Origin of the sequence: Beduini massiliensis, assembly GCF_000829905.1 — a bacterium.
Classification (GTDB): domain Bacteria; phylum Bacillota_I; class Bacilli_A; order Erysipelotrichales; family Coprobacillaceae; genus Beduini; species Beduini massiliensis.
The window spans coordinates 674708-700887 of the sequence record NZ_CDPP01000006.1; the positions used below are offsets into that span (position 1 = coordinate 674708).

Here is a 26180-nt window from a genome sequence, read left to right on the forward strand (position 1 = left end):
TTCGCTAGATTAATATTTTGATAGTCTTTCAATCGCTGTTTCTTTTCCAATCAGCATGATAGAACTTGCAAGATCCGGTCCATGCATAATTCCGGTTGTGGCGATACGGATTGGCATATAAAGCATTTTTCCTTTAGCTTTTGCTTCTTTTTGAGTTGCTTTAATGCAGGCTTGAATGTTATCTTTTGTAAATTCGGTTAATTCTTCTAGTTTTTCTTTAAATACTTTTAATGTATTCGGAATCGTTTCATCTTTCATAAATTCTACTGCTTCTTCGTCAAGATGAAGTTCATCTTCAAAGAATAAGTCAACTAAATCACAGATTTCCTTACCGTATGATAACTGATCATGATAGACAGCGATCAAATTGGTAATCCATTCATCTGATTTATTTGAAAGATCATATTTTTCGGCTAAGAAAGGTTTACATAATTTCACGATTTCTTCTAATGGTCTTTCTTTAATATAACGGTTGTTGACCCAAATTAATTTTGACTTATCAAACATTGAAGGAGATTTAGATAAACGATGTTCGTCAAATACTTTGATCAATTCATCATGAGTAAAGATTTCCTGTTCTCCTTCAGGTGACCATCCTAATAATGCCATAAAGTTAAACATGGCATCTGGCAAGTACCCTTCTTCTTTGTACTGAGAAACAAACTGCATGATTGTTTCATCACGTTTAGATAATTTCTTTCTATTTTCATTTACAATCAATGTCATATGTCCAAAGATTGGAGCATCCCAGCCAAACATTTTATAAATCATCAGCTGTTTAGGTGTATTGGATAAATGTTCCTCACCTCTAAATACATGCGTAATATCCATTGAGTGATCATCAATAACGACAGCATAGTTATAAGTAGGGATGCCATTCGCTTTAACTAATACCCAATCCCCAATATCTTTAGATTCAAAAGAAACGTGTCCGCGAATCATATCTTCAAATTCATATACTTCATTATCCGGTACTTTCACACGAATCGTATAAGGCATTCCTGCCGCTTCTTTGCTGGCTACTTCTTCTGGTGTTAAGTCACAGCATTTACGATTATATTTAGGTGCTAATCCGGCCGCTGTTTGTAATTCATGTTCTGCTTCCAATTCTTCTGGTGTACAGAAACATTTATACGCATAGCCATGATCAAGCAGCCATTGTGTACGTTCTTTATAGATATCTAATCTTTCCATTTGGCGATAAGGTGCATATTTAGGGTTGGGATTTACCGGTGATTCGTCCGGGATAATGCCTAACCATTCTAAGTTTTCTAACTGACTTGCTTCTCCGCCCTCGATATTTCTTTCAATATCTGTATCTTCAATTCTGAATACAAAATCTCCGTTATGATGTTTAGCAAATAAATAATTAAACAATGCCGTTCTAGCACCGCCAATGTGTAAATGTCCGGTTGGACTAGGTGCATATCTTACTCTTACTTTTTCCATTTTACTGATCCTTTCCTAATAGAAGGCATACTGCCTGAGACATAATGCCCTCTTTTCTGCCTACAAATCCCATTTTCTCTCCACGGGTTGCTTTGACATTAATATTGCTGATATCTGTATGCAGAACACGTGCAATATTTTCCCGCATTGCATTGATGTGCGGTGCCATTTTAGGTGCTTCTGCTAATATGATGGAATCGATATTACCGATCTTATATCCTTCATGATCCATAAGCCGGAAAACATGTTCCAAGAGAATCATCGATGAAATGCCTTTATACTGAGGATCTGTATCCGGGAAATGCTTTCCGATATCGCCTAACCCCAATGCCCCGATTATGCTTTCGGCAATGGCATGCAGTAAAACATCGGCATCGCTATGTCCTTTCAGCCCTTTTTCATGGTCTATTTCCACTCCGCCTAGTATTAATTTGCGTCCTTCAACGAGTTGGTGGATATCAATGGATTGTCCTATTCTTATCATATTATCACCTGCCTGTTCCATTCTAACACAAAAGAATGTGCATTTAAACTAAAGAAACTGCTAAAAACAGCGATTATATGCATTATTTATCTTTTTTAAAGCGTGCACTGATCAGCTCTAAAACATCATAATGCAAGACGATTACATAAAAAAGTAAAATAACAGATATAATGCAGTTTCCCAATACAACACTTCTTAACTGAGGATGTACATCAAAGATCATGACTAATCCGGCACACAGTACAGTATGCCATAGATGCCAATAGATATAGCTTGTTCCAAATTCAAGGATATATTTGTAGATCAAATAATAAAACAAATATAAGATTCCCAATAATAGAATAGCATAATTCATGATCATCACCTCTGCCTAATATTTTAACATATTTTAAATGGTTTATGCTATAATGTTGTGGAGGTGAAAAAAATGCATAAACTCGCATGTCCAAAATGTAAAAAAACATTATTCCTAGAAGGAAATTCTTATAAATGCGAAGATCGTCATACCTATGATCTGGCAAAAACAAAATATATCAATTTACTGTTAAATCCGGATAAGGCTACCAATCATCCCGGTGACAGCAAAGAAAGCCTGATTGCCAGAAAAGCATTTCTAAATCAGGGGTATTATCATTGTATCTCGGATACGATCAATACATATATCGCAAAGCACAGCGTAGGTCCAACACAAATCCTTGATCTAGGCTGTGGCGAAGGGTATTATACTTGGCGTATGAAAGAAACGCTCAATAATCCTGAGTATACCTATTATGGCTTAGATATATCTAAAGAAGCAATAAATATGGCAACGAAGTATACTCGTGATATTTACTGGATCGTGGGCAATTCCAAAAATATTCCCGTTCAGGATCACAGTATGGATGTCATTTGTGCCTTATTCACGGTAGTAAACAAAGAAGAATTGGAACGTTGCCTGTCAAAAGACGGCTATATCCTCCATGTAACTGCCAACCCCAAGCATTTAGTAGAAATAAAAGAATTGATCTATGATGAAATCAAAATTAAATCAGATGAATACATCCGTCTGCCTTTTACAGTCAGAGAATCATGGGATCTTGTTGAAAAGGTACATATCAATAATCATGAAGATGCCTTGAATCTATTGAAAATGACCCCTCACTATTATCATATTAAAAAAGAAAGACGACACGTAGTAGATACTTTAGAATCGATGGATATTACCATTGATATCAAAATTACTGTCTATGAAGTATAAATTACAAAATGAATGGTTAACCTTTACAATAGATGATCAATTTAATAATAAAACGATTGATGATCTATTCAAGTATTTCCATCTGTCTAAAAAAAGTATTCACTTATTAAAACAAAATAAGGAATACTTTTTAAATCATCAATTTGTTTCTTCTGATACGTGTCTCCATAAAAAAGATCAGTTTAAAATACGTGCTTTTCATTACAGTGGGATTGACTTTATTCCTCAGCCAAAAGATATTCACATTATTTATGAAGATGAATTTCTTTTGATTATTGATAAAGAACCCGGCATGAATGTTCACCCAGATCAAAAAGAGGGGATCGATACATTATGCAACTATGTTGCTTATTACTATCAGCAGCAGCACCTAAATCTGCCGGTTCGCTACCTGCATCGCTTAGACTTCGATACAAGTGGTCTGATCATGTTTTGCAAGTGTGCTTTGCTTCAGCCTTTATTAGATGATGCTTTAGCACACAAATTGATCAAACGCTCTTATCTAGCATTAGTCAAAGGCAATATTTCAACTTCTAAACCTCAGACAATACAAACCTATATGGGGAAAGATCGTCATCATTCAAATAAAATGAGAGTCTCTGATCATGGACAAAAAGCAATTACACACTACCGGTTAATCAAAAACTATAAAAACAAAGCGTTAGTCGAATGTACGCTGGATACAGGAAGAACACATCAGATCCGTGTACATTTAGCTTCGATTGGTCATGCCATTATTGGAGATCCACTGTATGGAACCCCCTCCGATAAAATCAAACGGCAATTTTTGCACGCCTATCGACTTGAATTTACACATCCTGTCACAAATGAATGGATACAATTAGAATGTCCTTTACCTAAAGATATCTCTTTATAAAGGAGATTCTTTTTATTTGACAGTTTAAGGATGAAGGTGTACATTATAATTAGGAATGATTACTAATAAAGGAGGTATTTCATGAATAATTTAGCGATGTTTAAAATGAGTTATGGTCTTTATGTTCTTTCTGCCCGTGCTAATGATAAGGATAATGGGTGCATTATCAATACTGCTATGCAGATTACCGATACACCAAAACAAATTATTATTGCGGTAAATAAGCAGAATTTAACCCATGATATGATTATGCAGACTAAAATGTTTAATCTATCATTGTTAGATCAGCGTACTCCATTCAGTGTATTTCAAAACTTTGGCTTTCAAAGCGGCAGAACCGCGGAGAAATTTAAAAATACTGTGATGAAACGCAGTGAAAACGGTATTGCTTATTTAACCGATACTACAAATGCTTATCTTTCAGCAAAGGTAATTGCCACATTAGATGTCGGAACGCACACACTCTTTATTGCCGAAGTGACAGAAGCAGAAGTGTTATCAGATCAAGAATCAGTGACGTATACTTATTATCAAAGTCATATCAAACCGGCTCCTAAAAAGGAAACAAAAAAGGGATGGCGCTGCAAGATTTGCGGCTATGTCTATGAAGGAGAAGAATTGCCGGAAGATTATATTTGTCCGATCTGCAAGCATGGTGCTTCTGACTTTGAAAGAATTGAATAAAAGGTTTAAACAAATATAAATCCCACTAAAGCAGACAGATAAAATAATTAAATTTTATTAAGTCTGTGAAGGGGGTTTTTATTTTAATAATATTTCTTTCTTTTTTATTTATCTAAAGTATACTAATAATAAGTGAGGTGATCTAAGTGAAACGAATTATGATCATTGAAGATGATAAATTAATGCGTGAAGAATTAGCTAAATTGCTGCAAAGTCATGAATATGAAACGTATATCTGTGAAGATTTTGATACTGCTCATTTACAGGCTGCAGAAGTGAATCCCCATCTGATTCTATTAGATATCAATCTAATCGGCATAAATGGGTTTACGATCTGTAAACGTATTCGCCGTTTACTTAAAACCCCTATTATTTTTGTAACCAGCCGTAATACGGATGAGGATGAACTCACCAGCATTATCAGTGGGGGAGATGATTTTATTGTCAAACCCTATAATAAACTGATTTTATTAGAAAAAATTAAGCGTTTGATCACAACCTTTGATCCAACCCATTTTAAAGAAATCAAGATTGACCAAGTCACTTTGGATCTGCATCTATCCTTAATTAAGTATCAAGATCAGGAAGTGGAATTAAGCCGCAATGAATTTAAGATCATGTATTATCTTTTCTTAAATCCTCATAAAGACATCAGTAAAGATGAATTGATTGAATATTTATGGAATGATAAATTCTATGTAGATGAAAATATATTAAATGTTAATATGACCCGTATTCGTAAAAAACTAGAAAGCATTGGTTTATTTGATTTTATTAAAACCATTCATAAGAAGGGCTATCGCATATGACATTCAGATATTATTTAGAACAGCGTATACGGGTAATCTTTCTGAACATTGTATTGTTTATCTTTTTTGGCAGTTTTCTGTTCACCTTGTATGATAATTTTTCTCTTTTACTATTAATGGGAGGGGGATGGTTTATCATCTTATTTATCTACTTTATGATTGATTTTATCCAATTAAAGCAGCAATATAATAAAATCGAACGTTTGGTCGATGATCTTGATCAAAAATATCTTGTACATGAGATTATTGAGGAACCCCGTAAGTTGGAAGCAAAAGCCTATTATTACGCCCTGAAAAAAGGCTCAAAAGCAATGACGGATCAGGTCAGTGAAGCACGCCGTAACTCCAAAGAGTATCAGGAGTATATTGAAAGTTGGGTGCATGAAATCAAAACTCCCATTGCGGCTATTTCTCTGCTTTGCGACAATACTCAAAATAAAGAATTAAAACAGCAGGTCGATAAGATAGATCAGCTTGTCGAGCAGGTTTTATTCTACGCCCGCAGTGATAATACACAAAATGATTATCTGATCAGAGAAACTACTTTAGAAGAGATTGTTCACCAATCGTTAATTGACTTTAAAAATCTTATTTTAGGTCATCACATTTATCTTGAAATTCATGATTTGGATCAAATTGTGTATACTGATGAAAAATGGATTCACTTTATTTTAAATCAAATACTTTCTAATGCCATTAAATATATGAAAGAAGAACCACGTAAGTTAATCATCTATAGTGAAAAACATGAATATAATATCGATTTGATCATTAAAGATAGTGGAATAGGAATTGCTCCTCAGGAACTCCCACGTGTCTTTAATGCCGGCTATACCGGAGATGACCGTAAGAAAGAACACGCAACGGGAATGGGTTTATATATCAGTAAAAAACTTTGTGATCGTTTAAACCTCGCATTAACCATTGATTCCAAATTAGGAGAATTTACATGTGTTAAAATTACCTTTCCGATTGGAAAAGTTCATCAATTTAACCAAGAATCTTAAGAAGTTCTTACAAAAGTGTAAGGATTTTTTTTGTTTTTACTTGCTATAATAAGGATGTAAAAGAAAGAAGATGAAAATTATGAAAAAACATTATGTCCGTTCTATATTCTATATCCTATTTGGCATGCTGTTGTCTCTTATAATATTTATAATCGCATCACCGTTTATTCTGATGGATCGCTTATCTGCTTATTTCAAACATAATAAACTATCAATGATGCCAATAAGGAGTAAAATAAATGAATAATTTACTACAAGTTAAAAATGTAGAGAAGTACTATGGCAGTAAAAAGAATATTACTAAAGCCTTAGATGATGTCAGTTTTGATATTAATGAAAATGAATTTACCGGAATCATGGGTTCCAGCGGCAGCGGCAAAACAACCCTATTGAATTGTATTGCGACTATTGATACGGTCAGCAGCGGCTTTATCTATATGGATAATATCGATTTATCGGAGATAAAGGATAAAGACATTGCCCGTTTCAGACGTGAAAATATCGGTTTTATATTCCAAGACTTTAATTTGCTGGATACATTGACGATCAGTGAAAACATTGCCCTATCTTTGATTATTAATAATGTTGATACCAATAAAGCAGATACATTGGTTCAGGAATATGCCAAGAAATTGGGAATTGAAGAAATCTTAGATAAATTTCCCTATGAAGTATCCGGTGGGCAAAAACAACGTTGTGCCTGTGCACGGGCTTTGATTAATCATCCCAAATTAGTATTAGCGGATGAACCAACAGGAGCTTTAGATTCTCATTCGGCAGGACTTCTTTTAGAAGCTATGAAAACGATGAATGAAAAATTAGGGGCAACGATCCTAATGGTAACACATGATGCTTTCAGTGCCAGTTATTGCAAACGAATACTGTTTTTAAAAGATGGGAAGATTTTTAACGAACTTGTCAAAGGCGATAAAACCCGCCGGCAATTTTTTGAAGACATACTCGATGTTTTAGCTGCTCTAGGTGGAGAACATACGAATGTTAAGTAAACTTGCATTACGCAATGCAAAGCGATGTTTTAAAGATTATCTCATCTATCTTATTACCCTTATTATTGCTTTTGCTTTAATCTTTTCCTTTAATCTAATTGTTTTTACTCAAGATATTATAGAGCTAAGTTCAAATATGGATAATTTCTTAATGATGATTATCTTTATTAGTATTTTGATCGTCTTTATCATAGGGATTCTCATCAATTATATGAATAAGTTTATCTTTGAAAAGCGCAGCCGAGAATTAGGCACTTACCTTTTATTAGGAATAGAAAAGAAAAGTATTTCACGGATGTTTTTGATTGAACAGCTTATTTTAGGAATTATATCTTTATTGATTGCTTTAGTCATCGGTTTATTTCTAAGTCAAGTATTTGTAGCCATTATTATGAATATCTTTGAACTGCCTTATATTGTCAAATTTAATTTAACGTATGAAGCAATAGGATTAACCGTTATCTATTTTCTATCTATTTATATCGTCGTTTTATTTCGATCAAGCCGACGTATCAAGAAAATGAATATTCATGATTTAATCTATTTTGACAAAGTAAATGAAACTTCTTTATTTAAAAAGAAGATCTATCGAAATATCATCTTCATTATCGCTGTTATTCTGGGAATTTGGGGATTATGCTTATTCCATGGATTCTTCAAAACAAATGATGATACTTTCTACTTTCCGGATTTTCTGTTGTCTATTCTTTTATTGATTATCAGTATCTATGGTGTTTCAATGACATTGCCTCATTTTTTAATGTCTGTTATTCTAAAAAACAAACGATTAAAATATAAACATGATTATTTATTTATACTTCGTAATATTACGTCTAAGATCAATACGATTGGAGTAACGATTGGCACGATTACGTTATTAATTGCCTTAACTTTAGTCAGTGTCAACGTCAGTAATTTATTTACCCAAGCGATGTCTTTTCAAAACAATCTGCAATTACCGTACGACATTTTAGTTCATAATGCTTATGATAATACTGATTTTACCAAAGCACTGGAACTTATTCAGGATGAATATACCATCGAAGACCAAGCTGTCTATAAGATCTATACCGATCACTCGACTTCTTTTTATGATTTTACCGCGAAGGAACTGCAAAGCTATGATTCAGTAAATAACTATATGACTTTGAGTGATTACAATCATATCACTGAATTGTTAGGAATGGCACCGATTACTTTAAATGAAGATGAATATCTGATTAACTGTAATCGCTTAGCCCTGTCTACCCTTATTAAAAATAAGGATCAGTTTGCTCTTACTCATCCAAATGGAACCCCTATGCATATGAAAGATGTGATAAGTGACCATTTTACTACAGCATGGGGTGATTATACTCAAATTATCATTGTACCCGATTCATTTGTCACTGGAATGGAAGTGTTGAATACCAATTTAGCGGTCAATACCGAAGAAGAAACAACAGAAGATTTTTATTATGAAAGTGCCAGTGTAATCAATCAAAAGGTATATACAACGCAAAACGAAAATGGCGAATATTTATATTATGTGCAGAATACAATTCAAGTACGAGGCTATTATCTGACACAAAATCGATCTGCCATAACGATTATGGGATTCTCACTTCTGTATATTTCCTTTATTTTTACTGCTGTTACAGGCACGATCCTAGCTATCCAATGTCTAAGTGACTCCACTAAATATAAATTCCGCTACAACTTGCTAAGTCATTTGGGATTAAGCAAGGAATCCATTCATCACACTATTTTCAAGCAGTTGGCACTTACATTCTTATATCCGCTGATCTATCCGATTATTATATGTATATCTACAGGATTATCCCTCAATCAATTATTCTTTCAAGTCTTACCTAATGACTATGTTATTTGGGAGACAATGGGACTAGCGATACTTATGTTTGGTACGATCTATATTGTTTATTTCATCACTACCTACATTGAGTTTAAAAATAACCTCGGAATCAAATAATGTAACCGCTTTAATTAATAGTAGCAATTTTAGAAGAAACTTGTTATAATCTAATCGAGTTAGATACAATCATTTGACTTTGGAGGGCTGTATAGTGAAACGTCTAATAAAGGAAAATAAAGGTGAGTTCTTAATCTTTATAACCCTTATCGGTTTCTTATTGGTGAATAGTATCATTGATAAAATTACCGTCGTACAAGTTAGCGGCTTCTTATTAATCCTTATTGCCGGATTATTGAGAATTGTTGTATTTAATAATCTGTACAAACAGAATCAAAAAACCGTTAATGACTACATCCACATTGAAAAAAGCTAGCCGTTTGGCTAGCTTTATTACTAAAATAAAAAAGAACCTATAAAGGCGCTTTTTTTGTGTATTTGTTACGGGAAAACAAATACTATTATAGATATTTGGGACAAGCATAGTATAGCATATTCCCTAGCAAGTTTTTTTCATATTTTGTAAATTCAGTTTATTTATTTTTCATTACCATTTTTATTTCAAAACAGTTGATCTCATTGACGGTTCCTTTAAAATAATAATGGCATTCGTCATGATACATAAATAAGCTGACTTTTTCATTTGGTGCTATCTCATGCTTAAAAAAGATATCTACAGTATGTATAAACTGATCCTTAAAAACTGTATAATCCATTAAATCACATGCCCACTCTAAATAACGGGCATTATTCATATGTTGATTGGTATCAATATCACTATAACGTACCGTTCTTTCTTCTTTTAATTGATAAGGAATCACTTCTGTCATTTCTTGTGGAACAGCAATTTCTTCCTTTACTGAGGTAATCTTGGGAAAGTCAATACCTGCACGTTTAGGCATTGTGATTCTTCTCTTCTTTAAATCTAAGAGAGTCCAGATAGAAGAAGCTTTCATGATTGGCTGCTCTTCTTTAAGAAGCTGATAATAGCGTGGAAATATAACCTTAGAAGCAAATCCGGGATAAGTCAGTAACTGATAATCTCCCGCAGTAATGGGTTCCTCTATTTCTAAATGCATCTTTGAAAGTACCCATCCATATTGTTCGATTAAGCTTCCATTCCATACATTCAGCATGACGGCATGAGTCGTGGCAACATTGGATAAAACATCTAATAAATGGGATAATTTTAATTTTCCGGTATAATCTACATTCTGGTAATTAATTTCAAAATCTTTTTTATATTCTAACATTTTTTTAATCCTTTCCATAAAAGTTTGTATTTTAAATCACATTGGCATAAAATAACGAATAATTTACATAAAAGCACCTAATAATGGTAAAATTATATCATTTTTTTATAAAAAATATAGGATTTATTCAAAATATTTTGTATAATGAGTGATAGGTATTGAAAGGAAGGTTTTTATGGATAATTTAGGAAATATTGGAAATATACTTAACCAAGTCATTCCTTTTGTGATTATGGCCTTTTTGGTTTATTTCTCATTAGTTGTTTGGTCATGTATCATTGGAACTATAAAACAAAGACGCCAAGACAGCAGTTTAGAACCTTGTATGTCTAAAGCCGGGAATATCATTTACGGTATTGCATCTGTTCTTTATGTTGTACTGTGGGGATTCTCAATTTATTATTTTGTTATCCTACTGAATATTAATTCAGGGATTGTGACTGCCCTGGGAGCATTTAATGGGATTACCATTTATACTTTGGTATATGCTATGTTTATTCAGGATTTCATTCACGTTGGACGTAAAAAATTAATTATGGGAAATCGTTTATTTGAATATCGTCGAATGAAAAAAATTGCCTATCCAAAAAAACATAAAGCAAGTTTCATCTACGGACAAAAAGAATATATCTTCTCTACACGTTTCGTTGATGTTACAAAATTAAAAAAACATCTGACAAAAGTAAAATAGGTTATAACGATATCGTTATAACCTTTTTATTTAATCGCCTACTCCAAAATCCGTCGGATCATATAGAAAATCATAGCGTGGATCTTCTTTAAGATCACCATACTGCTTCATAAACCACTCCACCAATTGATCATCTCTTTTAATCGGTGTTGTATTATTGCGATAGACACTAATCGTGCCATGATTGAAATTAGCTTGAAGGATAGCCATATCCTTTTTGATCATCTCCTGTGTCTGACCTTCAATCCCCACCATTAGACAGGGAGAATCGAAATACTGCTTTAATTCCTCAATAGACGTAAAGGTCGCATTTTTATTTAAAACATGATTGCGGAAATATACATCAAAGGTTTCCACCCCAATTTTACAAATCACATGAATTCCAAAATAATCTTTCATATCCTTCACTTTTTGGTGATACAGCCAATGGCTCTCAAAAAATAAGGTATGTATTTTTTTATCTTCAATAATGGTTTTAATTCTTTCAAGCGTTTGTTTGGGCAGTTCAAAGATACTGGCAGAATCGATCACTTCTAAAACACCATATTTTCCAGTAACCTGATCCAATGCTTCGTTATTTATTTTGACCATTTCTTCAATGCAAGTAGAATTATCTTCAATATAATCACAAAAGCTGCATTTTGACCAAATACAGGGTCTTGCTTTAAGTAAGACAATCTCTCTTTTTATTTTATCGGTGATTTCACTGTAGCGTTCCATTTTATCCCCCACTTTTCTTTTAATTTTCCCTTTTCAATAACGAGTTTCGCTATAAAATATGCGATAGCTTTATCTGTGCAATCGGTCATCATTTGAACGATCAGGACACTGATGACTAAGTTTAATCCTGCTTTATTGAGTAATAACGCAAATATCCCACTGCTTGAAGAAGTAATCCCGCCAAATAATCCGGCAGTAATCAAGGCACTTGCTAATGAGGTTGGCAATCCAATCATGATGATTCCTAAGGGCATTCTTTTCCCTCTCAGCCAGTCAGCATGATACAAAATACCGGCAAAAAAACCGGTTAAAAGCTGTGTAGGTGCATAATAAAAGGAATACATATCAAATAAGACTCCGCTTGAAAGACTCCCTAAAACTCCTGTCAGCATAGCATATTTGGGACCTAATAAAAGGGCGACTAAAACTGTCCCAATAGAATCCATATAAAAGGGAATGGATAAACTCATAGCTGTATAAGCTCCAATTACATTCAGCATGATTCCTACAGTAATAACGATTTGTACTTTAAATGTTTTCATTCTTGTTCCTTTCTTTAAGGAAACAAAAAACATGCCTAAAGAAAGCATGTTTATGCATTAATCCTTAGTATTTTTATACTGGGTGGCTATCGAACCAGTGTTATTTAATTCTTTAAAAGAATAGCATATTTTCAACGATTTATCAACCTTTGTTGATAACCCCATCTAAAATACCGAAAATCGGAAAGACCATCCAGCCCGGATGCCATAACCCAAATCCAAATCCTAAGATGAAAAAGACAATAACTGAACTTTCGGCAATCGGATAACGCTTATGGTGCTTATGAGATACAGGCTGATCGCTATAATTGTCTGACTGAATGCTCTCACTGCGAGTAACCAAGCGATATGTGTCTAATTCCATTCCCGCAGTAATAAAAAGATAGACCGAAAAGCCAATTAGAATCATCATGATTCCAGCGCCTAGATTTTCATTGCTTAATAGTTCTTCACCGATAATAGTGAACGCTACACCGGCTAAAATAGAGAATACACCGAAAGCGATCTTTTTAGCGAAACGTGCTTTAATCTCTGAAAATTCTGCCATAAAATAACTATGATCACTGGCATTCATCACAAAGTCAGGCTTTGGTATCTGGGAAAAATTAATTCCAGCCAAAATAATCAAGCCAACTCCAATACCAATAAAAACCATCATCAGTGCCGCTGCCAGATTTTCCATAAATTGTAATGTAATCGGCAATACGACACTAGCGATAATAATCATTACCCCTATTCCGATTTTACTGGCAAAACGCTGCCGCAATTCTATATAGTCTTCAACTTCTGTAATATCCGTAAATTCCATTTCATCTCTTGGCGTCGGACGTATTTTTTCATCTTCAAAAATATCTTCGGCAGTGACGACAGGTTCCACTTCAATCACTTCCGGTACAGTATCATTAATATCCTCTTGTGTTTTTACTAGATAATCCAATGTGACATCAAATAAATTACTGATTTGAATCAATTTATCTAATTCCGGGTATCCATCTCCGGTTTCCCACTTACTTACTGCCTGTCGGGATACTCCTAACTGATCAGCCAGCTGTTCCTGAGAGAATCCCTTGCTTTTTCTTAAATTTTGTAGTTTAGTCCCAAAATTCATTCTACTCACCTCTCTTTTATTATACAGTCCTGCTGATAAATTACTATCAAGTTCCGTTTGCGTTTGCGCAACTTAAAGTTGCATCTATAAATTTCCTATTTATTGTATTCAAACTGATTCAATAAAAGTTGATAGTCTTCCTGTGTTTTTATATTTAATAAGGTTAAATCTGTATTGTAATAAGTATGAGTTAATGCTTCGCATAACTCTGTCATGGAATAGTGTCCGTCATTAATACGCTGTTTGATTGTTTCTATAGCGGATCTTTTAAATACCGCAACTAAAGGTTCAACTCTGCCACTGTTTCTTAATACAATACATTCTTTGTCTTTGATATTTTCCAACATCGCTTTATAGATGGATATAGGAAGCATTGGCTTATCGCATGGCATTACACAATAATAATCGCAGTCTGATAACTGCATGCATTGACAGATGCCTTCAATTGGGCCGATATTATCTCTTTGATCATGAGTAATATGATAGCCATTGATCGATTCATTTGCGGATATATAGATCTTGTCTGTAATTTCTTTTGCTTTATTCACTATAAAATCAATCATTCTTTGATTGTTGAGCATCAATTCATGTTTGGGATAATTCATACGGGTCGATTTCCCACCGGCTAATATAATAAATCCTGTTGTCATGTTATATTCCTCCTATGATAATATATTATCATGGTAATGAAAATAAACAAACGAAAAGTTGTTTTTATTTCTGCTTCATAGTAAAATAAAAGCACTTAGGGGGTTTTTTATGATCAAATTAATAGCAACAGATATGGATGGGACATTCTTGGATTCCAACAAAAACTTTGATATGGAATTTATCAGAACTTATCAGCATTTGTGTCAAAAAGGGATAAAATTTGTCATTGCGAGTGGAAACCAATATCAGCGTTTGTTTCAAAAATTCTTGCCTATGAGTTTAGATATGGTGTTTATCGCTGAAAACGGGAGCTATATTGCTGAAGGATCGAACGAATTGTATACAAACACAGTAAGTCCGATGGACACTGAAAAAATATGTCAGCTCTTTCAACAACATCCGGAAGTGTTTATTGTGCTTTGTGGGAAAAAGAAGGCATATATTAAAAACGCTAATAAAGATTATGAAGAAATGATTAAGCTTCATTACTGTTCTTTTCAGTTTGTAGATTCTTTTGATGCACTTTATGACGAAGATATTTTAAAGATAGCGGTTTATGATCCCAATGCCGATATTAAACTGTTTTTAGAGAAAATTAAAGATCAGCTGCCAGAGAGTGTAAAAGTTGTTACTTCCGGAAATATGTGGATGGATATTCAAAACAAAAGTATTAATAAAGGAATTGCAATGAAATATTTACAGGATCTCTATCAGATCACACCGGAAGAATGCATGGCTTTTGGTGACCAGATGAATGATTACGAGCTTCTTTTAAGTGTTAAATATGGCTTTGCAATGGAAAACGCTGTTGATTCTATTAAGGAAATTGCTTATGATATCTGCTTGGATAATGAGAATCAAGGGGTAATCAAAAAAATCAACGAATATTTAGGTATTTGATATGGAACTGCGATTATTAGAACCGAATACAATTAAAACTATTTTTCATCAGCATATCGTTAATGACTTTCCTGTCGCGGAAACTCGGCCTTTAAAAAATATGATGCAGCTTTATCATACACAGCATTATAAAGGCTATGGTTTATATGAGCAGGATCAACTATTAGGCTATGCGTTCTTTGCCGGTGATCAGAGTCAAGATGTTTTATTATTGGATTACTTTGCTGTTATTCAAAATAAACGTAGTTTTGGCTATGGCAGTCAGTTCCTTCAATTATTAAAAAAAGAAATGCATGGAAATTTGATCATTGCCGAAGTGGAAAGTATAGAAAGTACACCAAACATTGAAGAGAAACAACTTCGCCATAGACGTATTCAATTTTATTTAAGAAATCATTTTAAACAAAGTTCATTGAATTGTCGGTTATTTGGTGTGCATTATTCGCTTCTTTATTTATCTGATCAGCAAATCGATGATGATACTCTCTATGATTATATTAAAGTTTTGTATCATTCTATTTTTAATCCCTTGATTTATAAAATGTTTGTGAAATTAAAAAGAGGCGTTAAATAACGTCTCTTTTAACTTATCGTTTTGCTTTATCATAAGGTTCCCCTGCCGCTCTTGGACCAGTTGAATTCTTAGATGTAAATGTCAGCAGCAACAGTGTTGCGACATAAGGCAGTAATTTAAAGACAATATTCGGTACACCTAAACTCAGTAAGAAAGGTATCCCGGAATAAGCATTGGCGATGGTTTTTGTAAATCCAAAGAAGAATGCTGCCACTCCGATTTTCCATGGTGTCCATTGTCCAAAGATCAATACCGCTAACGCCAAGAACCCATAACCGCTGACGTTACTTGCATATTCGGTACTGATAGGAATAATATAAATCAATCCGCCTAACCCGGCTAATAATCCGGAAATAAAGACCCCAGCATATCTTATTTTATAAACATTAATCCCAGCCGCATCGACTGCCTGAGGATTTTCACCGCTGGCTCTTAATCTTAATCCGAATCTTGTTTTATATAAAATGAAAGATGCTAAGAATAAGATACCAATCCCTAAATAAGTGGTAATATAGGCTTGTTTAAACAAGAGATCCCCAATCACCGGAATTTTTGATAAGATAGGTACTTCTGTAATTCTGAATTGATTTTCAAAACGAATGTTTTGTGTAGTTTGCACCATCTTTGCGATAAAGATTCCTAAAGCCGGAGCAAACAAGTTTAATGCTGTCCCACTGATGGTCTGATCCGCCTTCATATTGATGGAGGCAAAGGCATGTAACAGGGAGAATAATCCACCGCTCAATGCTGCAATGATCAAGGCAATAATCAATAGGCTTTGTCCTGAAAGAACACCGTTTTGCTGCATAATATTAATAAAGAAAATACTGGTGAACGCACCAAAAATCATGATCCCTTCCAAAGCGATATTGACAACTCCGCTTCGTTCAGAGAACATTCCTCCAACAGCAACAACTAATAGAGGAATTGAAAATAATAAGGTTTGTCTAAATAAGAAATAGATAATATCCATTATTCTTTACCTCCTACTAGTTTTCTGCTTCTTCGCTTATTCATAATTTGTTTGATAACCAAAGCAAATGAACTGAAGTAAATGATGGAAGCAATAATAATATCAATAATTTCTACGGCAATATTGCATGACTGCATATAGTTTCCGCCGACATTAATATAGGAAATAAATAAGGATGAAGCAACAACACCTAACGGATTACTGAATCCTAATAAGGCGACTGGAATCCCATTGAATCCTTCCGGTGCCAATGTCTCGACGATTGCCAATGTTTTACCGGTTCCGGCTAAATACGTTAATGCTCCCCCAACACCGGCAAAGAAACCGGAAATTGCCATCGATAAGATGATACATTTCTTCTCGCTCATACCGGCATAACGGCTTGCATCTGGATTATATCCACAGGCTTTCAATTCAAATCCAAATGTTGTTTTATTTAAAATAATATAAGCTAAAATACATAACCCTACGGCAATAAAGAATCCAATATTGACACTTGCACCATTGAATAATTTATCTAAACCTAATCTTGGCAATGCTTTTTCTAAAGGAACAGAGTAAGATTCTGCTCCTGCCGCATTATATATAGTAGATTTTACTAATTCAATAACAGCCAACATCCCAATATAGTTCATCATAATACATGAAATAACGACATTGACATTTTTAAAAGCTTTTAAGATTCCGGGAATTACTGCCCAAATTGCTCCGGCAATCCCTGCACCTAATACTGCCACGATCCATAACATTGAATTAGGAATAAATGTACATTTCAATGAAATAAAGACGGCTGTAAATGCTCCGACAATAAATTGTCCCGGGGTCCCGATGTTAAAGAGTCCGCATTTGAATGCAAAAGCAACAGACAGCCCGGTCATCATGATCGGTGTGGAATTATAAAGAACAAGTCCTAAACTTTTAATTCCACGATAGAATCCACCTTGCAGTAAAATAGAAAATGCACGAACAGCTTGATTTGGATTTGCGATGAAGATAATTATCAAACCAAACAATAACCCTAAGCAGATGGCAAAAATGGAAGAAATAAATGAATTTAGAGCTTCTTTATTTTTCATATCCTGCACCTCGCTTTGATCCGGCCATATACAGCCCTAATTCTTGTTCCGTTGTCACTGCTGGATCAAGATCTGCAACGATCTCTCCTTCATACATAACCAAGATACGGTCGCTGACATTCATCACTTCATCCAGTTCCAGTGATACAAGCAGTACGGCTTTTCCCGCATTTCGCTGTTCCACTAATTGCTTATGTATATATTCGATTGCACCAACATCTAAACCACGTGTTGGCTGTACAGCAATCAATAAATCTGAATTACTGTCAATTTCTCTGGCAATAATTGCTTTTTGTTGATTTCCTCCGGACATTCCGCGGACGATGGATTTTTCCTGTTGTCCTGAACGAATATCGAATTTTTCAATTAAACGTTTGGCATCGTCATTCATTACATCAAATTTAATAAACCCTAAATGCTGATGTTTTTGATCAAAATAATTTTTAAGAATTAAGTTTTGTGCCAAAGTATAATCAAGAATCAGTCCATGTTTATGACGATCTTCAGGAATATGTGCCATTCCCGCTAAACTGCGTTCACGAATGCCCATATGAGTTACTTCTTTATTATTTAAAGTTATTTTACCCTGATGGATCGGCATCATTCCAGAAAGTGCATAGACTAACTCAGATTGCCCATTACCGTCAATTCCGGCAATACAGACAATTTCTCCGCCCTTCACATTGAAACTAACATCATGCACTAACTCTTTATGTGCATGTTTTGGTTTTACGGTTAAACCTTCTACATTTAAAATGACATCTTTTAAATGCTGTTCCCCTTTTTCAACAACAAAGTTAACTTTACGTCCTACCATCATTTCTGACATTTGTTCAGTGGTTACATCTTTTACATTAACCGTATCAATATATTTTCCTTTTCTTAATACCGTACAGCGATCTGCTACAGCTTTAATCTCATTTAATTTATGAGTAATAAAAATAATTGATTTTCCTTCTTTGATCAGATTTTTCATGATATGCATCAATTCTTCGATTTCCTGTGGTGTTAATACTGCCGTCGGTTCATCAAAGATCAATACTTCATTTTCACGATAAAGCATTTTTAAAATTTCAACACGCTGCTGCATCCCTACCGTAATATCACTGATCAATGCATCAGGATCAACATTCAAATGATATTGCTTTGATAATTCCAACAATTTATTTCTAGCTTTATCTTTCTTTAATAATCCCTTGCTTGTTTCTTCTACACCTAAGATAATATTTTCCAAAACGGTAAAATTATGTACTAATTTAAAATGCTGGTGAACCATTCCAATTGCATAACGATTTGCATCATTTGGATCACTTATTTTAACTGCTTTTCCATTAATTTTGATTTCACCCTGATCAGGTTGATATAAGCCGAAAAGAATACTCATTAAAGTAGATTTACCGGCTCCGTTTTCTCCCAGTAAAGCATGAATCTCTCCTTTTTTTAACTGTAAGGTGATATTGTCATTCGCTCGAATACCGGGGAAATCTTTGGTAATATTCAACATCTCAATCGCATATTCCATGTCATCACTTCCTTTACATTATTATTATACACGAAAAAACGAGCGATTTTATCTCAACTCGTTTTTTTCTTCATTATTTGCTTACATCTGTCACTGTTACAAATTCATTATTTAAAGTTGTTGGGTCTGTTCCAACTTCTTCATCATTAAGAATTTTCACTTCACCAGATTTTACTTTAGCAAAGATTGCTTCATAATCTTCTTTTGTAAATTGTTTAAATCTTGAGAAGTCATCTGGTAATCCAACATATCCACCTTCAGCAGTTAAAGTATCTACTTTACCACCTTCAAAAGTAGGAGTGTCAGCAAAGATTTTACCTAATTGGTCATATACAGTGTTGTAAACACCTTTCATAGCTGAAGTAATTACTGTTTCTGATGCATCTTTTTGGTCTGAGTCAACCCCGATAGATTTAGCATTTGCTTCTTGAGCAGCTGAGAATACTGAAAGACAGATAGATCCACCACAAGCAAAGATAACTTCTGTTCCATCTTGATACCAAGCTGAAGATAATGTTTTGATTTCAGGTGATTCATTAAATGATCCTGTGTAGTTATATTTAATTTCAACTTTTACATTCATTTCTTTAGCAGCATCACTAGCCCCTTGGATAAATCCATAACCGAAACGAATTACTGCTGGTAATTTCATACCACCCATAAATCCTAATTTTGTATATCCATCTTTAACCGCTGCATAACCAGCTAAGTAACCCGGTTCTTGTTCAGCATATAAAGCAGCATATACATTGCTTTCGATTTTATCACCTGTTGGTGTTGCATCGATCATAATAAATTTAACATCTGGATACTGTGATTGTTTTTCCTGCATTGCATCTGAGAATTTAAACCCAGGTGTAACGATAACTTTTGCTCCGTTATCCACTGCTTCATCAATAGAATCACTGTACCCTGCTGTATCGAAGTTTGCTGGTTTGTAATATTTTTTAGTGATCTTATTCTCATCAGCAAATTTTTCTACGGCTTCCCAAGCACTTTGGTTAAATGATTTGTCGTTGATATTTCCGGCATCTGTAATCAAGGCGATTTCATATCCGCTTTTTGAATCACCACCACTAGATCCACATCCCGTCAATACTAGCGATAAAGCAAGTAAAGACGCTAATAATTTTTTCATCAACTATTTCCTCCTTTTTATTTTATCCATCTAAATGTTAGCATTAATCTGTCGAAAATTAAAGTAATTTTAACGATAATTTAACACAAATTTTAAAAGTCATGATATTTTATAGACAATCTAAATTATTTCGGATTAAACGTAATTTTTTAATCATTATAAATTTCTTTTGGATATCGTAAAAACAAAAAAACGGATAATTTTCTTATCCATTTTAGTATTTATCCATTTAACCTATTTATTCAAAAAGAACATCTTAATATAGTCCCCTGCATTAATATTGACAATTTCATTAAAATAATCCTGCTGAGATTTATTTTTTCTTTCCAATATTGTTTGAATCTTGCCGTCATGGACATAAACTAAACGTTTTGAATAACTGGCAATCATCGGATCATGGGTCACAATCAGCAACGTTTTTCCCTCTTCATTTAATTGTTTAAAAATAGACATTAGTTCATGTGAATTTTTACTATCCAGATTGCCTGTCGGTTCATCGGCAACAATCAGTTTCGGTGAAGTAATCAAAGCTCGGCAAATGGAAAGACGTTGTCTCTCACCACCCGAACAATGTTCTGTACTGTGGGACAATAAATGAGAGATATTTAATTTTTCAGCCATTTCTTTTACTTTTTGATCAATAATTTTTTGATCCACTTTCGCTAAAATCAAAGGGGCTGCGATATTATCATAAACATTCATGCTGTCAATCAAATTATTTGACTGAAATACATATCCGAGGTTTTCATAACGATATTTTGAAATAACACGGCTGGTCATTGCCAAAACATTTTCTCCATTGATAAAAACTTTACCTGAAGTAGGCTTATCTAAGGTCGATAAACAGTTAATCAATGTTGTTTTTCCGGAACCGCTGGGACCCATAATACATACAAAATCTTCTTCATCAATCGCTAAATTAATGTGATCCAACGCAACGGTTTCATCTGACATTCCCTGATTATAAATCTTGGTTAAGTTTTCTGCTTCTAAAATATAATCTTTTGTAAATTCCATTATGATTCCCTCCCAATATACTCTTTTCTGAATGCTGTTAACGTTAATATAAAAGCAATGATGAAAACGATAATATAACTAAAGATCATAATCGCCATAATGATTATCGATAACCCACCAAACAGATAACTCTTGTAGATCTGTACTGTAATAGAAATCAAAGGTAAAACAGAGGCAATCAGAAAGTGATAGATGACTTCTCTGTTGATGATCTTTTTGATAAGGTCTTGATTATATCCCATCACAGACAGTGATTTAAATTCACTTTCCCTTGAATGGATATAAACGATATTTTTAAAATACAAGCACCCCGCTAAAATGATTTCCAAAACTATATAGCCGATCAAAGCGACCATTCGATAGAGGTTTTCCCCTAAAGAAAAACTGATGATAGAGACAACACTTGGCAACACCGCAACAATCATAATAAGCGGCACTAATGTATCTTTAAGCATTAATTGAAGATCATTCAATACTACGAATCGCACAGGGCTCTTATTCATATAGCCACCATGTGCTTTCCCAATAAAATAAGGAATGCCATAAGATACGATAATAGCTAAAGCAAAGCTGTTGATATAAGAATACATTGAAAAATTACCACTTGTAAAATCATTAATCAACATGAAAACTAAAGTCACTAAATAAGCTGTCACTCCAATTAAAGTAATAAATAATGGTTTCTTTCCTGTTGTATTTTTTTGTTTTGATTTTTGTTCCTTCACTGTATCATTGATGGATCTGGCAAGAATTTCCTGTCTTTTTTTAGGGTCCATTCCAATCATACCAAAAGAAGCAAAAGACATTTTAATAGTCGCTCCTCCGCCATATTGTATAATATCCATCATTTGTTTATTTTTCTTCTTATCCGTACTGTTGATTATTTCAATAATTTCATTACGATAAGTAAATCCAATATTAATAAGTATGATATATCCTATTTTTGTCAGGACGAAAATCATGGTTTCAATGATGCCTGTCAGATTATATTGAAAAATATTCAGGCCGATGTCAAATTGATGAGAAATAAAAGAATAAAGAATCGGTAAGATCACTGCCCCTAAAATAAAACCAAGCGGTATTACAATTAAGAATATAATCAAGTATTGAAATAATAAGTATTTACTTATATCTAATAAGTTTCTGCCACATAAATACAATAATCCTAATTCTTTTCGCTTATAATCTATATACTGTGAATTAACATAAAACGTGATAAAGAAACTAAAGGTAATAATCATTAAGGATAAGATGCTCATACTTATTCTTTGAGTTGCAGGCATTCCGGTAATCAGCTGATGATTTACTAATTCAAAGAAAATAAATTCAACAGTGGTTAAAATAAGCATGGTTGCCGCAAAAGAAAAATATTTCTTTTTTTCCTTTGACATGACCTTTAATGAAAAATTAAACATAGAACCGCCTCCCCGTGGTACCCCTTACTTAAATTGTATCACACTATTAATATTATTCAATGTAATTATTTTTATTATTTCTATTTCCATCTTTTATACTAATAGTACGATGAATGTGTTGGACGGCTATCTGTTCGTATATTTAAAATTAAATTCTATTAATAGTTCTCTGGATCATAATTTTAAGCTTCTAAAAAATTTCATATTATATCCAATATACTCTTATTCTTTTCATTGCTTAATATATGTTTCAATGAAAGCAATATGGCAATCGTATTAGTCCAGCCCCTTAAGAGATTGTACTCTTATTAAATAGAGAAATGTACACCAATGAAAGAACTATATTTTAATATTCTCTTTTTTTCTAAGACTATTTGTGAAAAACACTTATAAATTTAAAATAAAGTTAAAAATACGCAAATTTGGTGTACTTTACTCCCTCCATAATACAATATACTTAATATAAGCTATTTTTTCTCATAATCATGTTCAATTTTTTTAATCAATTTATTAATACATTCAAGATATATTATTGATTTTTCAATATTTCTTTGCGAATATAATGAATCGTTTCATCCAATCCTTTTTCCTTTAGACAAACAAAAAGAGATTCAATTAATTGCATTGTATTGGGATGCATCAAGTAATAACTATCTTTATTTTTCATAAAATAATCCAACGGATAACCATCATCGTAGTTTTCTTTTGCGTATACTTGACTTGCTACCACACGATCACAGAACATTTCAATGACATAAGGGATTTCCATTTCCACACCTTGAAACTTTCCATGAATGGAATCAATCCAATACTCAAAATGATGTTTATTTCTGCCTTTATGATGAAGCCAGCCTTTTGAGTAACCTATTACCTCTTTTTCTCGACTAATCGGCGAACGATATCCTTGGTAATAACGAACCCCGGGAATAAATTCAGTAAAAGAGTATTTGGATAAGTCATGCAGTAATCCCTGTTTATATAAGCCACAACGAAAACATAATGCCATGACTTTGCATTTATGTGTTGTAATTGTTTTAAAATGACCATAGAAATTTTTCCACATTGATATCTTCTCCTTTATGAAAAAGTGCTTACAGCAATCTGTAAACACTTATCGATTATTTGATTCTTGTTCCGTTTGGCAAGTCTTTGACTAATGTCACTAAATCCAATTCCTCAGATGTTGTGCCGGCTAAGATCATTCCCTGAGATTCTACTCCTCTTAACTTAGCTGGTTTCAAATTGCTGACAACAATTACTTTTTTTCCAACCATTTGTTCCGGAGTAAAGTATTGTGCTATCCCACTGACAATCTGACGAGTCTCTTTACCGATATTGATTTGTGAGACTAACAGGCGGTCTGCGCTCGGATGTTTTTCACAGGCTTCTACAGTTCCTACTGTTAACTCGATCTTATTGAAATCATCGATTGTGATTTGAGGAGCGTCCTCTTTCTTTTCTTCTTTTACTTCAACACTCTTTGGTGTTAAAGCTTCAATTTTCTTTTCAATTTCTTTAGGATCAATACGAGCAAACAACATTTCCGGATGATCCGTTACTTTTGTTCCACTTGCATACTGTCCAAATTGATTTAGAGAATCTAAAGAGGCTGTTTCTGTATTCAGCTGTGCTAAAATTTTGCCAGCAGTTGAAGGCAAGAAAGCCTTTAAGCATACAGCACTGAAACGAATACTTTCACATAAATTATATAATACTGTCGCTAAACGATCTTTCTGAGTTTCATCTTTAGCTAATGCCCAAGGCATTGTTTCATCAATATATTTATTCGTTCTTCTTAGTAATTTAAAGATTTCATCGATAGCATCTGCTACTCTTAATTCATCCATTTTAGCTACAACTTTTTCTTTTGTTTCTAAAGCAACTTGAATTAATTCCTGATCAACAGGTTCACTGATTCCTTTATTTTCAACGATGCCGTCAAAATATTTATTTGACATTGCGATCGTACGATTAACTAGATTTCCTAAGACATTGGCTAAATCAGAATTTACTCTTTCGATTAATAAATCCCAAGTAATGTTACCATCATTGTCAAATGGAATTTCATGAAGTACAAAATAACGTACGGCATCAACACCAAATAAATCGACGAGATCATCTGCATAGATGACATTTCCTTTTGATTTTGACATCTTTCCGCCACCTTGTAATAACCAAGGATGACCGAAAACTTGTTTAGGTAATGGTAAGTCCAGTGCCATTAACATAATTGGCCAATAGATGGTATGGAAACGAATGATATCTTTTCCAATGAGATGCAAATCTGCCGGCCAGAATTTTTTAAACAATTCACCATGATTTCCATCTGCATCATAACCTAAGCCTGTAATATAATTAGTTAAAGCATCAATCCATACATATACGACATGCTTTGGATTAAACGGTACCTGAATAGACCATTTAAAAGTTGTACGACTGACACAAAGATCCTGTAATCCCGGTAATAAGAAATTGTTCATCATTTCATTTTTTCTTGAGACAGGCTGAATAAATTCAGGATGTGTATTGATATGTTCGATTAAACGATCTGCATATTTTGATAATTTAAAGAAATATGCTTCTTCTTTTGCCGGTTTTACCGGTCTTCCACAGTCCGGACACATACCATCGATTAACTGACTTTCAGTAAAAAAGGCTTCGCAGTCTGTGCAATATAATCCTTCATATTCACTTAGATAAATATCCCCTTGTTCATATAACTTAGTAAAAATCTTTTGTACTTGTTTTTCATGGTATTCATCTGTTGTTCTCATAAAGCGATCATAAGACGTATCCATCAAATCCCAAATGCGTTTTATTTCCCCGGCAATACCATCAACAAATTGTTTAGGATCAATTCCTGCCGCTTCTGCTTTCAGTTCAATTTTTTGTCCATGTTCATCTGTTCCTGTTTGAAAACGAACGTTATAGCCTTCTTCTCTTTTAAATCGTGCAATCGCATCCGCTAAAATAATTTCATATGTATTACCAATATGCGGTTTTCCGGAAGTATAAGCAATCGCCGTTGTAATATAATAATCTTTATCTGTTTTTTGACACATCATCCATTCCTCCTTTAATAAATAAAAAAACGTCCTTAACAAAGGACGAAATCATCGCGGTACCACCTTTTTTTC

At 33.7% G+C, this 26180-nt stretch carries 27 protein-coding genes and 1 other annotated feature (1 of these 28 cut by a window edge); of the genes, 11 read left to right on the plus strand and 16 right to left on the minus strand.

Annotated elements, in window-relative coordinates:
• Window positions 1-9 precede the first annotated feature (9 nt).
• From gltX to BN1225_RS13265, 3 genes are all read right to left on the minus strand, one after another.
• Complete coding sequence (gene gltX, locus BN1225_RS13255; protein ID WP_041140257.1) at window positions 10-1449, minus strand: glutamate--tRNA ligase; 1440 nt, start codon at window positions 1447-1449, stop codon at window positions 10-12.
• 1 nt (window position 1450) lies between these two features.
• A complete protein-coding gene (gene ispF, locus BN1225_RS13260; protein WP_041140258.1) occupies window positions 1451-1933 on the minus strand; it encodes a 2-C-methyl-D-erythritol 2,4-cyclodiphosphate synthase in 483 nt (160 codons plus the stop codon).
• 82 nt (window positions 1934-2015) lie between these two features.
• Window positions 2016-2288, minus strand: coding sequence for a hypothetical protein (locus BN1225_RS13265; protein WP_041140259.1), 273 nt, complete (start codon window positions 2286-2288; stop codon window positions 2016-2018).
• Between the two features lie 72 nt (window positions 2289-2360).
• Between BN1225_RS13265 and BN1225_RS13270 the strand changes: the two genes are divergently transcribed.
• The 8 genes from BN1225_RS13270 (at window position 2361) to BN1225_RS13305 (ending at window position 9839) form a co-directional block, all read left to right on the plus strand.
• Window positions 2361-3170: a methyltransferase domain-containing protein gene (locus BN1225_RS13270; RefSeq protein ID WP_041140260.1), complete on the plus strand. Its 810-nt coding sequence runs from the start codon at window positions 2361-2363 to the stop codon at window positions 3168-3170.
• Window positions 3160-4047: an RluA family pseudouridine synthase gene (locus tag BN1225_RS13275; protein ID WP_041140261.1), complete on the plus strand. Its 888-nt coding sequence runs from the start codon at window positions 3160-3162 to the stop codon at window positions 4045-4047. The genes BN1225_RS13270 and BN1225_RS13275 overlap by 11 nt, the downstream gene beginning before the upstream one ends.
• Window positions 4048-4128: 81 nt before the next feature.
• On the plus strand, window positions 4129-4731 hold the full coding sequence (locus tag BN1225_RS13280) for a flavin reductase (protein WP_041140262.1): 603 nt from the start codon (window positions 4129-4131) through the stop codon (window positions 4729-4731).
• Between the two features lie 146 nt (window positions 4732-4877).
• Complete coding sequence (locus BN1225_RS13285; protein WP_317621647.1) at window positions 4878-5540, plus strand: response regulator transcription factor; 663 nt, start codon at window positions 4878-4880, stop codon at window positions 5538-5540.
• A 155-nt stretch (window positions 5541-5695) separates the two neighbouring features.
• Window positions 5696-6547 carry a sensor histidine kinase gene (locus tag BN1225_RS13290; RefSeq protein ID WP_187117565.1) on the plus strand — a complete coding sequence of 284 codons (852 nt, stop codon included), beginning with the start codon at window positions 5696-5698 and terminating at the stop codon, window positions 6545-6547.
• Window positions 6548-6786: 239 nt separating this feature from the next.
• The gene (locus tag BN1225_RS13295; RefSeq protein ID WP_041140264.1) at window positions 6787-7554 is read left to right on the plus strand and encodes an ABC transporter ATP-binding protein; all 768 of its coding nucleotides are present in this window, start codon (window positions 6787-6789) and stop codon (window positions 7552-7554) included.
• Window positions 7544-9523, plus strand: a complete 1980-nt coding sequence (locus tag BN1225_RS13300) for an FtsX-like permease family protein (protein ID WP_041140265.1) — start codon at window positions 7544-7546, stop codon at window positions 9521-9523. Before BN1225_RS13295 ends, BN1225_RS13300 begins: the two co-directional genes overlap by 11 nt.
• A gap of 94 nt (window positions 9524-9617) precedes the next feature.
• A complete protein-coding gene (locus BN1225_RS13305) occupies window positions 9618-9839 on the plus strand; it encodes a hypothetical protein (protein ID WP_041140266.1) in 222 nt (73 codons plus the stop codon).
• Window positions 9840-9996: 157 nt separating this feature from the next.
• Here the strand turns inward: BN1225_RS13305 and BN1225_RS13310 are convergent, their stop codons facing one another.
• Window positions 9997-10716, minus strand: coding sequence for an acyl-[acyl-carrier-protein] thioesterase (locus BN1225_RS13310; RefSeq protein ID WP_052466712.1), 720 nt, complete (start codon window positions 10714-10716; stop codon window positions 9997-9999).
• Window positions 10717-10891: 175 nt separating this feature from the next.
• On the opposite strand from BN1225_RS13310, the gene BN1225_RS13315 reads away from it, so the two are divergent.
• A complete protein-coding gene (locus BN1225_RS13315) occupies window positions 10892-11407 on the plus strand; it encodes a hypothetical protein (RefSeq protein WP_041140267.1) in 516 nt (171 codons plus the stop codon).
• A 30-nt stretch (window positions 11408-11437) separates the two neighbouring features.
• Here BN1225_RS13315 and BN1225_RS13320 read toward each other — a convergent pair whose 3' ends face one another.
• The 4 genes from BN1225_RS13320 to mobA form a co-directional block, all read right to left on the minus strand.
• The gene (locus tag BN1225_RS13320; RefSeq protein WP_041140268.1) at window positions 11438-12127 is read right to left on the minus strand and encodes a radical SAM protein; all 690 of its coding nucleotides are present in this window, start codon (window positions 12125-12127) and stop codon (window positions 11438-11440) included.
• Window positions 12094-12669 carry a membrane protein gene (locus tag BN1225_RS13325; RefSeq protein ID WP_041140458.1) on the minus strand — a complete coding sequence of 192 codons (576 nt, stop codon included), beginning with the start codon at window positions 12667-12669 and terminating at the stop codon, window positions 12094-12096. The genes BN1225_RS13320 and BN1225_RS13325 overlap by 34 nt, the downstream gene beginning before the upstream one ends.
• Window positions 12670-12811: 142 nt before the next feature.
• Entirely contained in the window at window positions 12812-13777 is a 966-nt protein-coding gene (locus BN1225_RS14230) for a helix-turn-helix domain-containing protein (protein ID WP_052466714.1), read from the minus strand.
• Between the two features lie 95 nt (window positions 13778-13872).
• Complete coding sequence (gene mobA, locus BN1225_RS13335; protein WP_041140269.1) at window positions 13873-14427, minus strand: molybdenum cofactor guanylyltransferase; 555 nt, start codon at window positions 14425-14427, stop codon at window positions 13873-13875.
• A gap of 109 nt (window positions 14428-14536) precedes the next feature.
• On the opposite strand from mobA, the gene BN1225_RS13340 reads away from it, so the two are divergent.
• Window positions 14537-15328 (plus strand): HAD family hydrolase, encoded by a 792-nt coding sequence (locus BN1225_RS13340; protein WP_041140270.1) that lies wholly within the window; start codon window positions 14537-14539, stop codon window positions 15326-15328.
• 1 nt (window position 15329) lies between these two features.
• Complete coding sequence (locus tag BN1225_RS13345; protein ID WP_041140271.1) at window positions 15330-15902, plus strand: N-acetyltransferase; 573 nt, start codon at window positions 15330-15332, stop codon at window positions 15900-15902.
• A 13-nt stretch (window positions 15903-15915) separates the two neighbouring features.
• On the opposite strand, the gene BN1225_RS13350 is transcribed toward BN1225_RS13345, so the two are convergent.
• From BN1225_RS13350 to metG, 8 genes are all read right to left on the minus strand, one after another.
• Complete coding sequence (locus BN1225_RS13350; RefSeq protein ID WP_041140272.1) at window positions 15916-16875, minus strand: ABC transporter permease; 960 nt, start codon at window positions 16873-16875, stop codon at window positions 15916-15918.
• Window positions 16875-17951 carry an ABC transporter permease gene (locus tag BN1225_RS13355; protein WP_041140273.1) on the minus strand — a complete coding sequence of 359 codons (1077 nt, stop codon included), beginning with the start codon at window positions 17949-17951 and terminating at the stop codon, window positions 16875-16877. The genes BN1225_RS13350 and BN1225_RS13355 overlap by 1 nt, the downstream gene beginning before the upstream one ends.
• Window positions 17941-19473, minus strand: coding sequence for an ABC transporter ATP-binding protein (locus tag BN1225_RS13360; RefSeq protein WP_041140274.1), 1533 nt, complete (start codon window positions 19471-19473; stop codon window positions 17941-17943). The genes BN1225_RS13355 and BN1225_RS13360 overlap by 11 nt, the downstream gene beginning before the upstream one ends.
• A gap of 73 nt (window positions 19474-19546) precedes the next feature.
• Window positions 19547-20611, minus strand: coding sequence for a BMP family lipoprotein (locus tag BN1225_RS13365; protein ID WP_041140275.1), 1065 nt, complete (start codon window positions 20609-20611; stop codon window positions 19547-19549).
• A gap of 234 nt (window positions 20612-20845) precedes the next feature.
• A complete protein-coding gene (locus tag BN1225_RS13370; RefSeq protein ID WP_041140276.1) occupies window positions 20846-21628 on the minus strand; it encodes an ABC transporter ATP-binding protein in 783 nt (260 codons plus the stop codon).
• Window positions 21628-23043 carry an FtsX-like permease family protein gene (locus BN1225_RS13375; RefSeq protein WP_041140277.1) on the minus strand — a complete coding sequence of 472 codons (1416 nt, stop codon included), beginning with the start codon at window positions 23041-23043 and terminating at the stop codon, window positions 21628-21630. Before BN1225_RS13375 ends, BN1225_RS13370 begins: the two co-directional genes overlap by 1 nt.
• 529 nt (window positions 23044-23572) lie before the next feature.
• Complete coding sequence (locus BN1225_RS13380; RefSeq protein WP_041140278.1) at window positions 23573-24106, minus strand: DUF5662 family protein; 534 nt, start codon at window positions 24104-24106, stop codon at window positions 23573-23575.
• A 55-nt stretch (window positions 24107-24161) separates the two neighbouring features.
• Window positions 24162-26105 (minus strand): methionine--tRNA ligase, encoded by a 1944-nt coding sequence (gene metG, locus BN1225_RS13385; RefSeq protein ID WP_041140279.1) that lies wholly within the window; start codon window positions 26103-26105, stop codon window positions 24162-24164.
• A gap of 38 nt (window positions 26106-26143) precedes the next feature.
• Window positions 26144-26180: a binding site (T-box leader), on the minus strand; it runs 164 nt beyond the window's last position.

Coding starts and splice junctions, on each gene's coding strand:
- gltX (WP_041140257.1), bottom strand. CDS start 1,449: ATGGAAAAAGTAAGAGTAAGATATGCACCTAGTCCAACCGGACATTTA.
- ispF (WP_041140258.1), bottom strand. CDS start 1,933: ATGATAAGAATAGGACAATCCATTGATATCCACCAACTCGTTGAAGGA.
- BN1225_RS13265 (WP_041140259.1), bottom strand. CDS start 2,288: ATGAATTATGCTATTCTATTATTGGGAATCTTATATTTGTTTTATTAT.
- BN1225_RS13270 (WP_041140260.1), top strand. CDS start 2,361: ATGCATAAACTCGCATGTCCAAAATGTAAAAAAACATTATTCCTAGAA.
- BN1225_RS13275 (WP_041140261.1), top strand. CDS start 3,160: ATGAAGTATAAATTACAAAATGAATGGTTAACCTTTACAATAGATGAT.
- BN1225_RS13280 (WP_041140262.1), top strand. CDS start 4,129: ATGAATAATTTAGCGATGTTTAAAATGAGTTATGGTCTTTATGTTCTT.
- BN1225_RS13290 (WP_187117565.1), top strand. CDS start 5,696: ATGATTGATTTTATCCAATTAAAGCAGCAATATAATAAAATCGAACGT.
- BN1225_RS13295 (WP_041140264.1), top strand. CDS start 6,787: ATGAATAATTTACTACAAGTTAAAAATGTAGAGAAGTACTATGGCAGT.
- BN1225_RS13300 (WP_041140265.1), top strand. CDS start 7,544: ATGTTAAGTAAACTTGCATTACGCAATGCAAAGCGATGTTTTAAAGAT.
- BN1225_RS13310 (WP_052466712.1), bottom strand. CDS start 10,716: ATGTTAGAATATAAAAAAGATTTTGAAATTAATTACCAGAATGTAGAT.
- BN1225_RS13315 (WP_041140267.1), top strand. CDS start 10,892: ATGGATAATTTAGGAAATATTGGAAATATACTTAACCAAGTCATTCCT.
- BN1225_RS13320 (WP_041140268.1), bottom strand. CDS start 12,127: ATGGAACGCTACAGTGAAATCACCGATAAAATAAAAAGAGAGATTGTC.
- BN1225_RS13325 (WP_041140458.1), bottom strand. CDS start 12,669: ATGAAAACATTTAAAGTACAAATCGTTATTACTGTAGGAATCATGCTG.
- BN1225_RS14230 (WP_052466714.1), bottom strand. CDS start 13,777: ATGAATTTTGGGACTAAACTACAAAATTTAAGAAAAAGCAAGGGATTC.
- mobA (WP_041140269.1), bottom strand. CDS start 14,427: ATGACAACAGGATTTATTATATTAGCCGGTGGGAAATCGACCCGTATG.
- BN1225_RS13340 (WP_041140270.1), top strand. CDS start 14,537: ATGATCAAATTAATAGCAACAGATATGGATGGGACATTCTTGGATTCC.
- BN1225_RS13345 (WP_041140271.1), top strand. CDS start 15,330: ATGGAACTGCGATTATTAGAACCGAATACAATTAAAACTATTTTTCAT.
- BN1225_RS13350 (WP_041140272.1), bottom strand. CDS start 16,875: ATGGATATTATCTATTTCTTATTTAGACAAACCTTATTATTTTCAATT.
- BN1225_RS13355 (WP_041140273.1), bottom strand. CDS start 17,951: ATGAAAAATAAAGAAGCTCTAAATTCATTTATTTCTTCCATTTTTGCC.
- BN1225_RS13360 (WP_041140274.1), bottom strand. CDS start 19,473: ATGGAATATGCGATTGAGATGTTGAATATTACCAAAGATTTCCCCGGT.
- BN1225_RS13365 (WP_041140275.1), bottom strand. CDS start 20,611: ATGAAAAAATTATTAGCGTCTTTACTTGCTTTATCGCTAGTATTGACG.
- BN1225_RS13370 (WP_041140276.1), bottom strand. CDS start 21,628: ATGGAATTTACAAAAGATTATATTTTAGAAGCAGAAAACTTAACCAAG.
- BN1225_RS13375 (WP_041140277.1), bottom strand. CDS start 23,043: ATGTTTAATTTTTCATTAAAGGTCATGTCAAAGGAAAAAAAGAAATAT.
- BN1225_RS13380 (WP_041140278.1), bottom strand. CDS start 24,106: ATGTGGAAAAATTTCTATGGTCATTTTAAAACAATTACAACACATAAA.
- metG (WP_041140279.1), bottom strand. CDS start 26,105: ATGTGTCAAAAAACAGATAAAGATTATTATATTACAACGGCGATTGCT.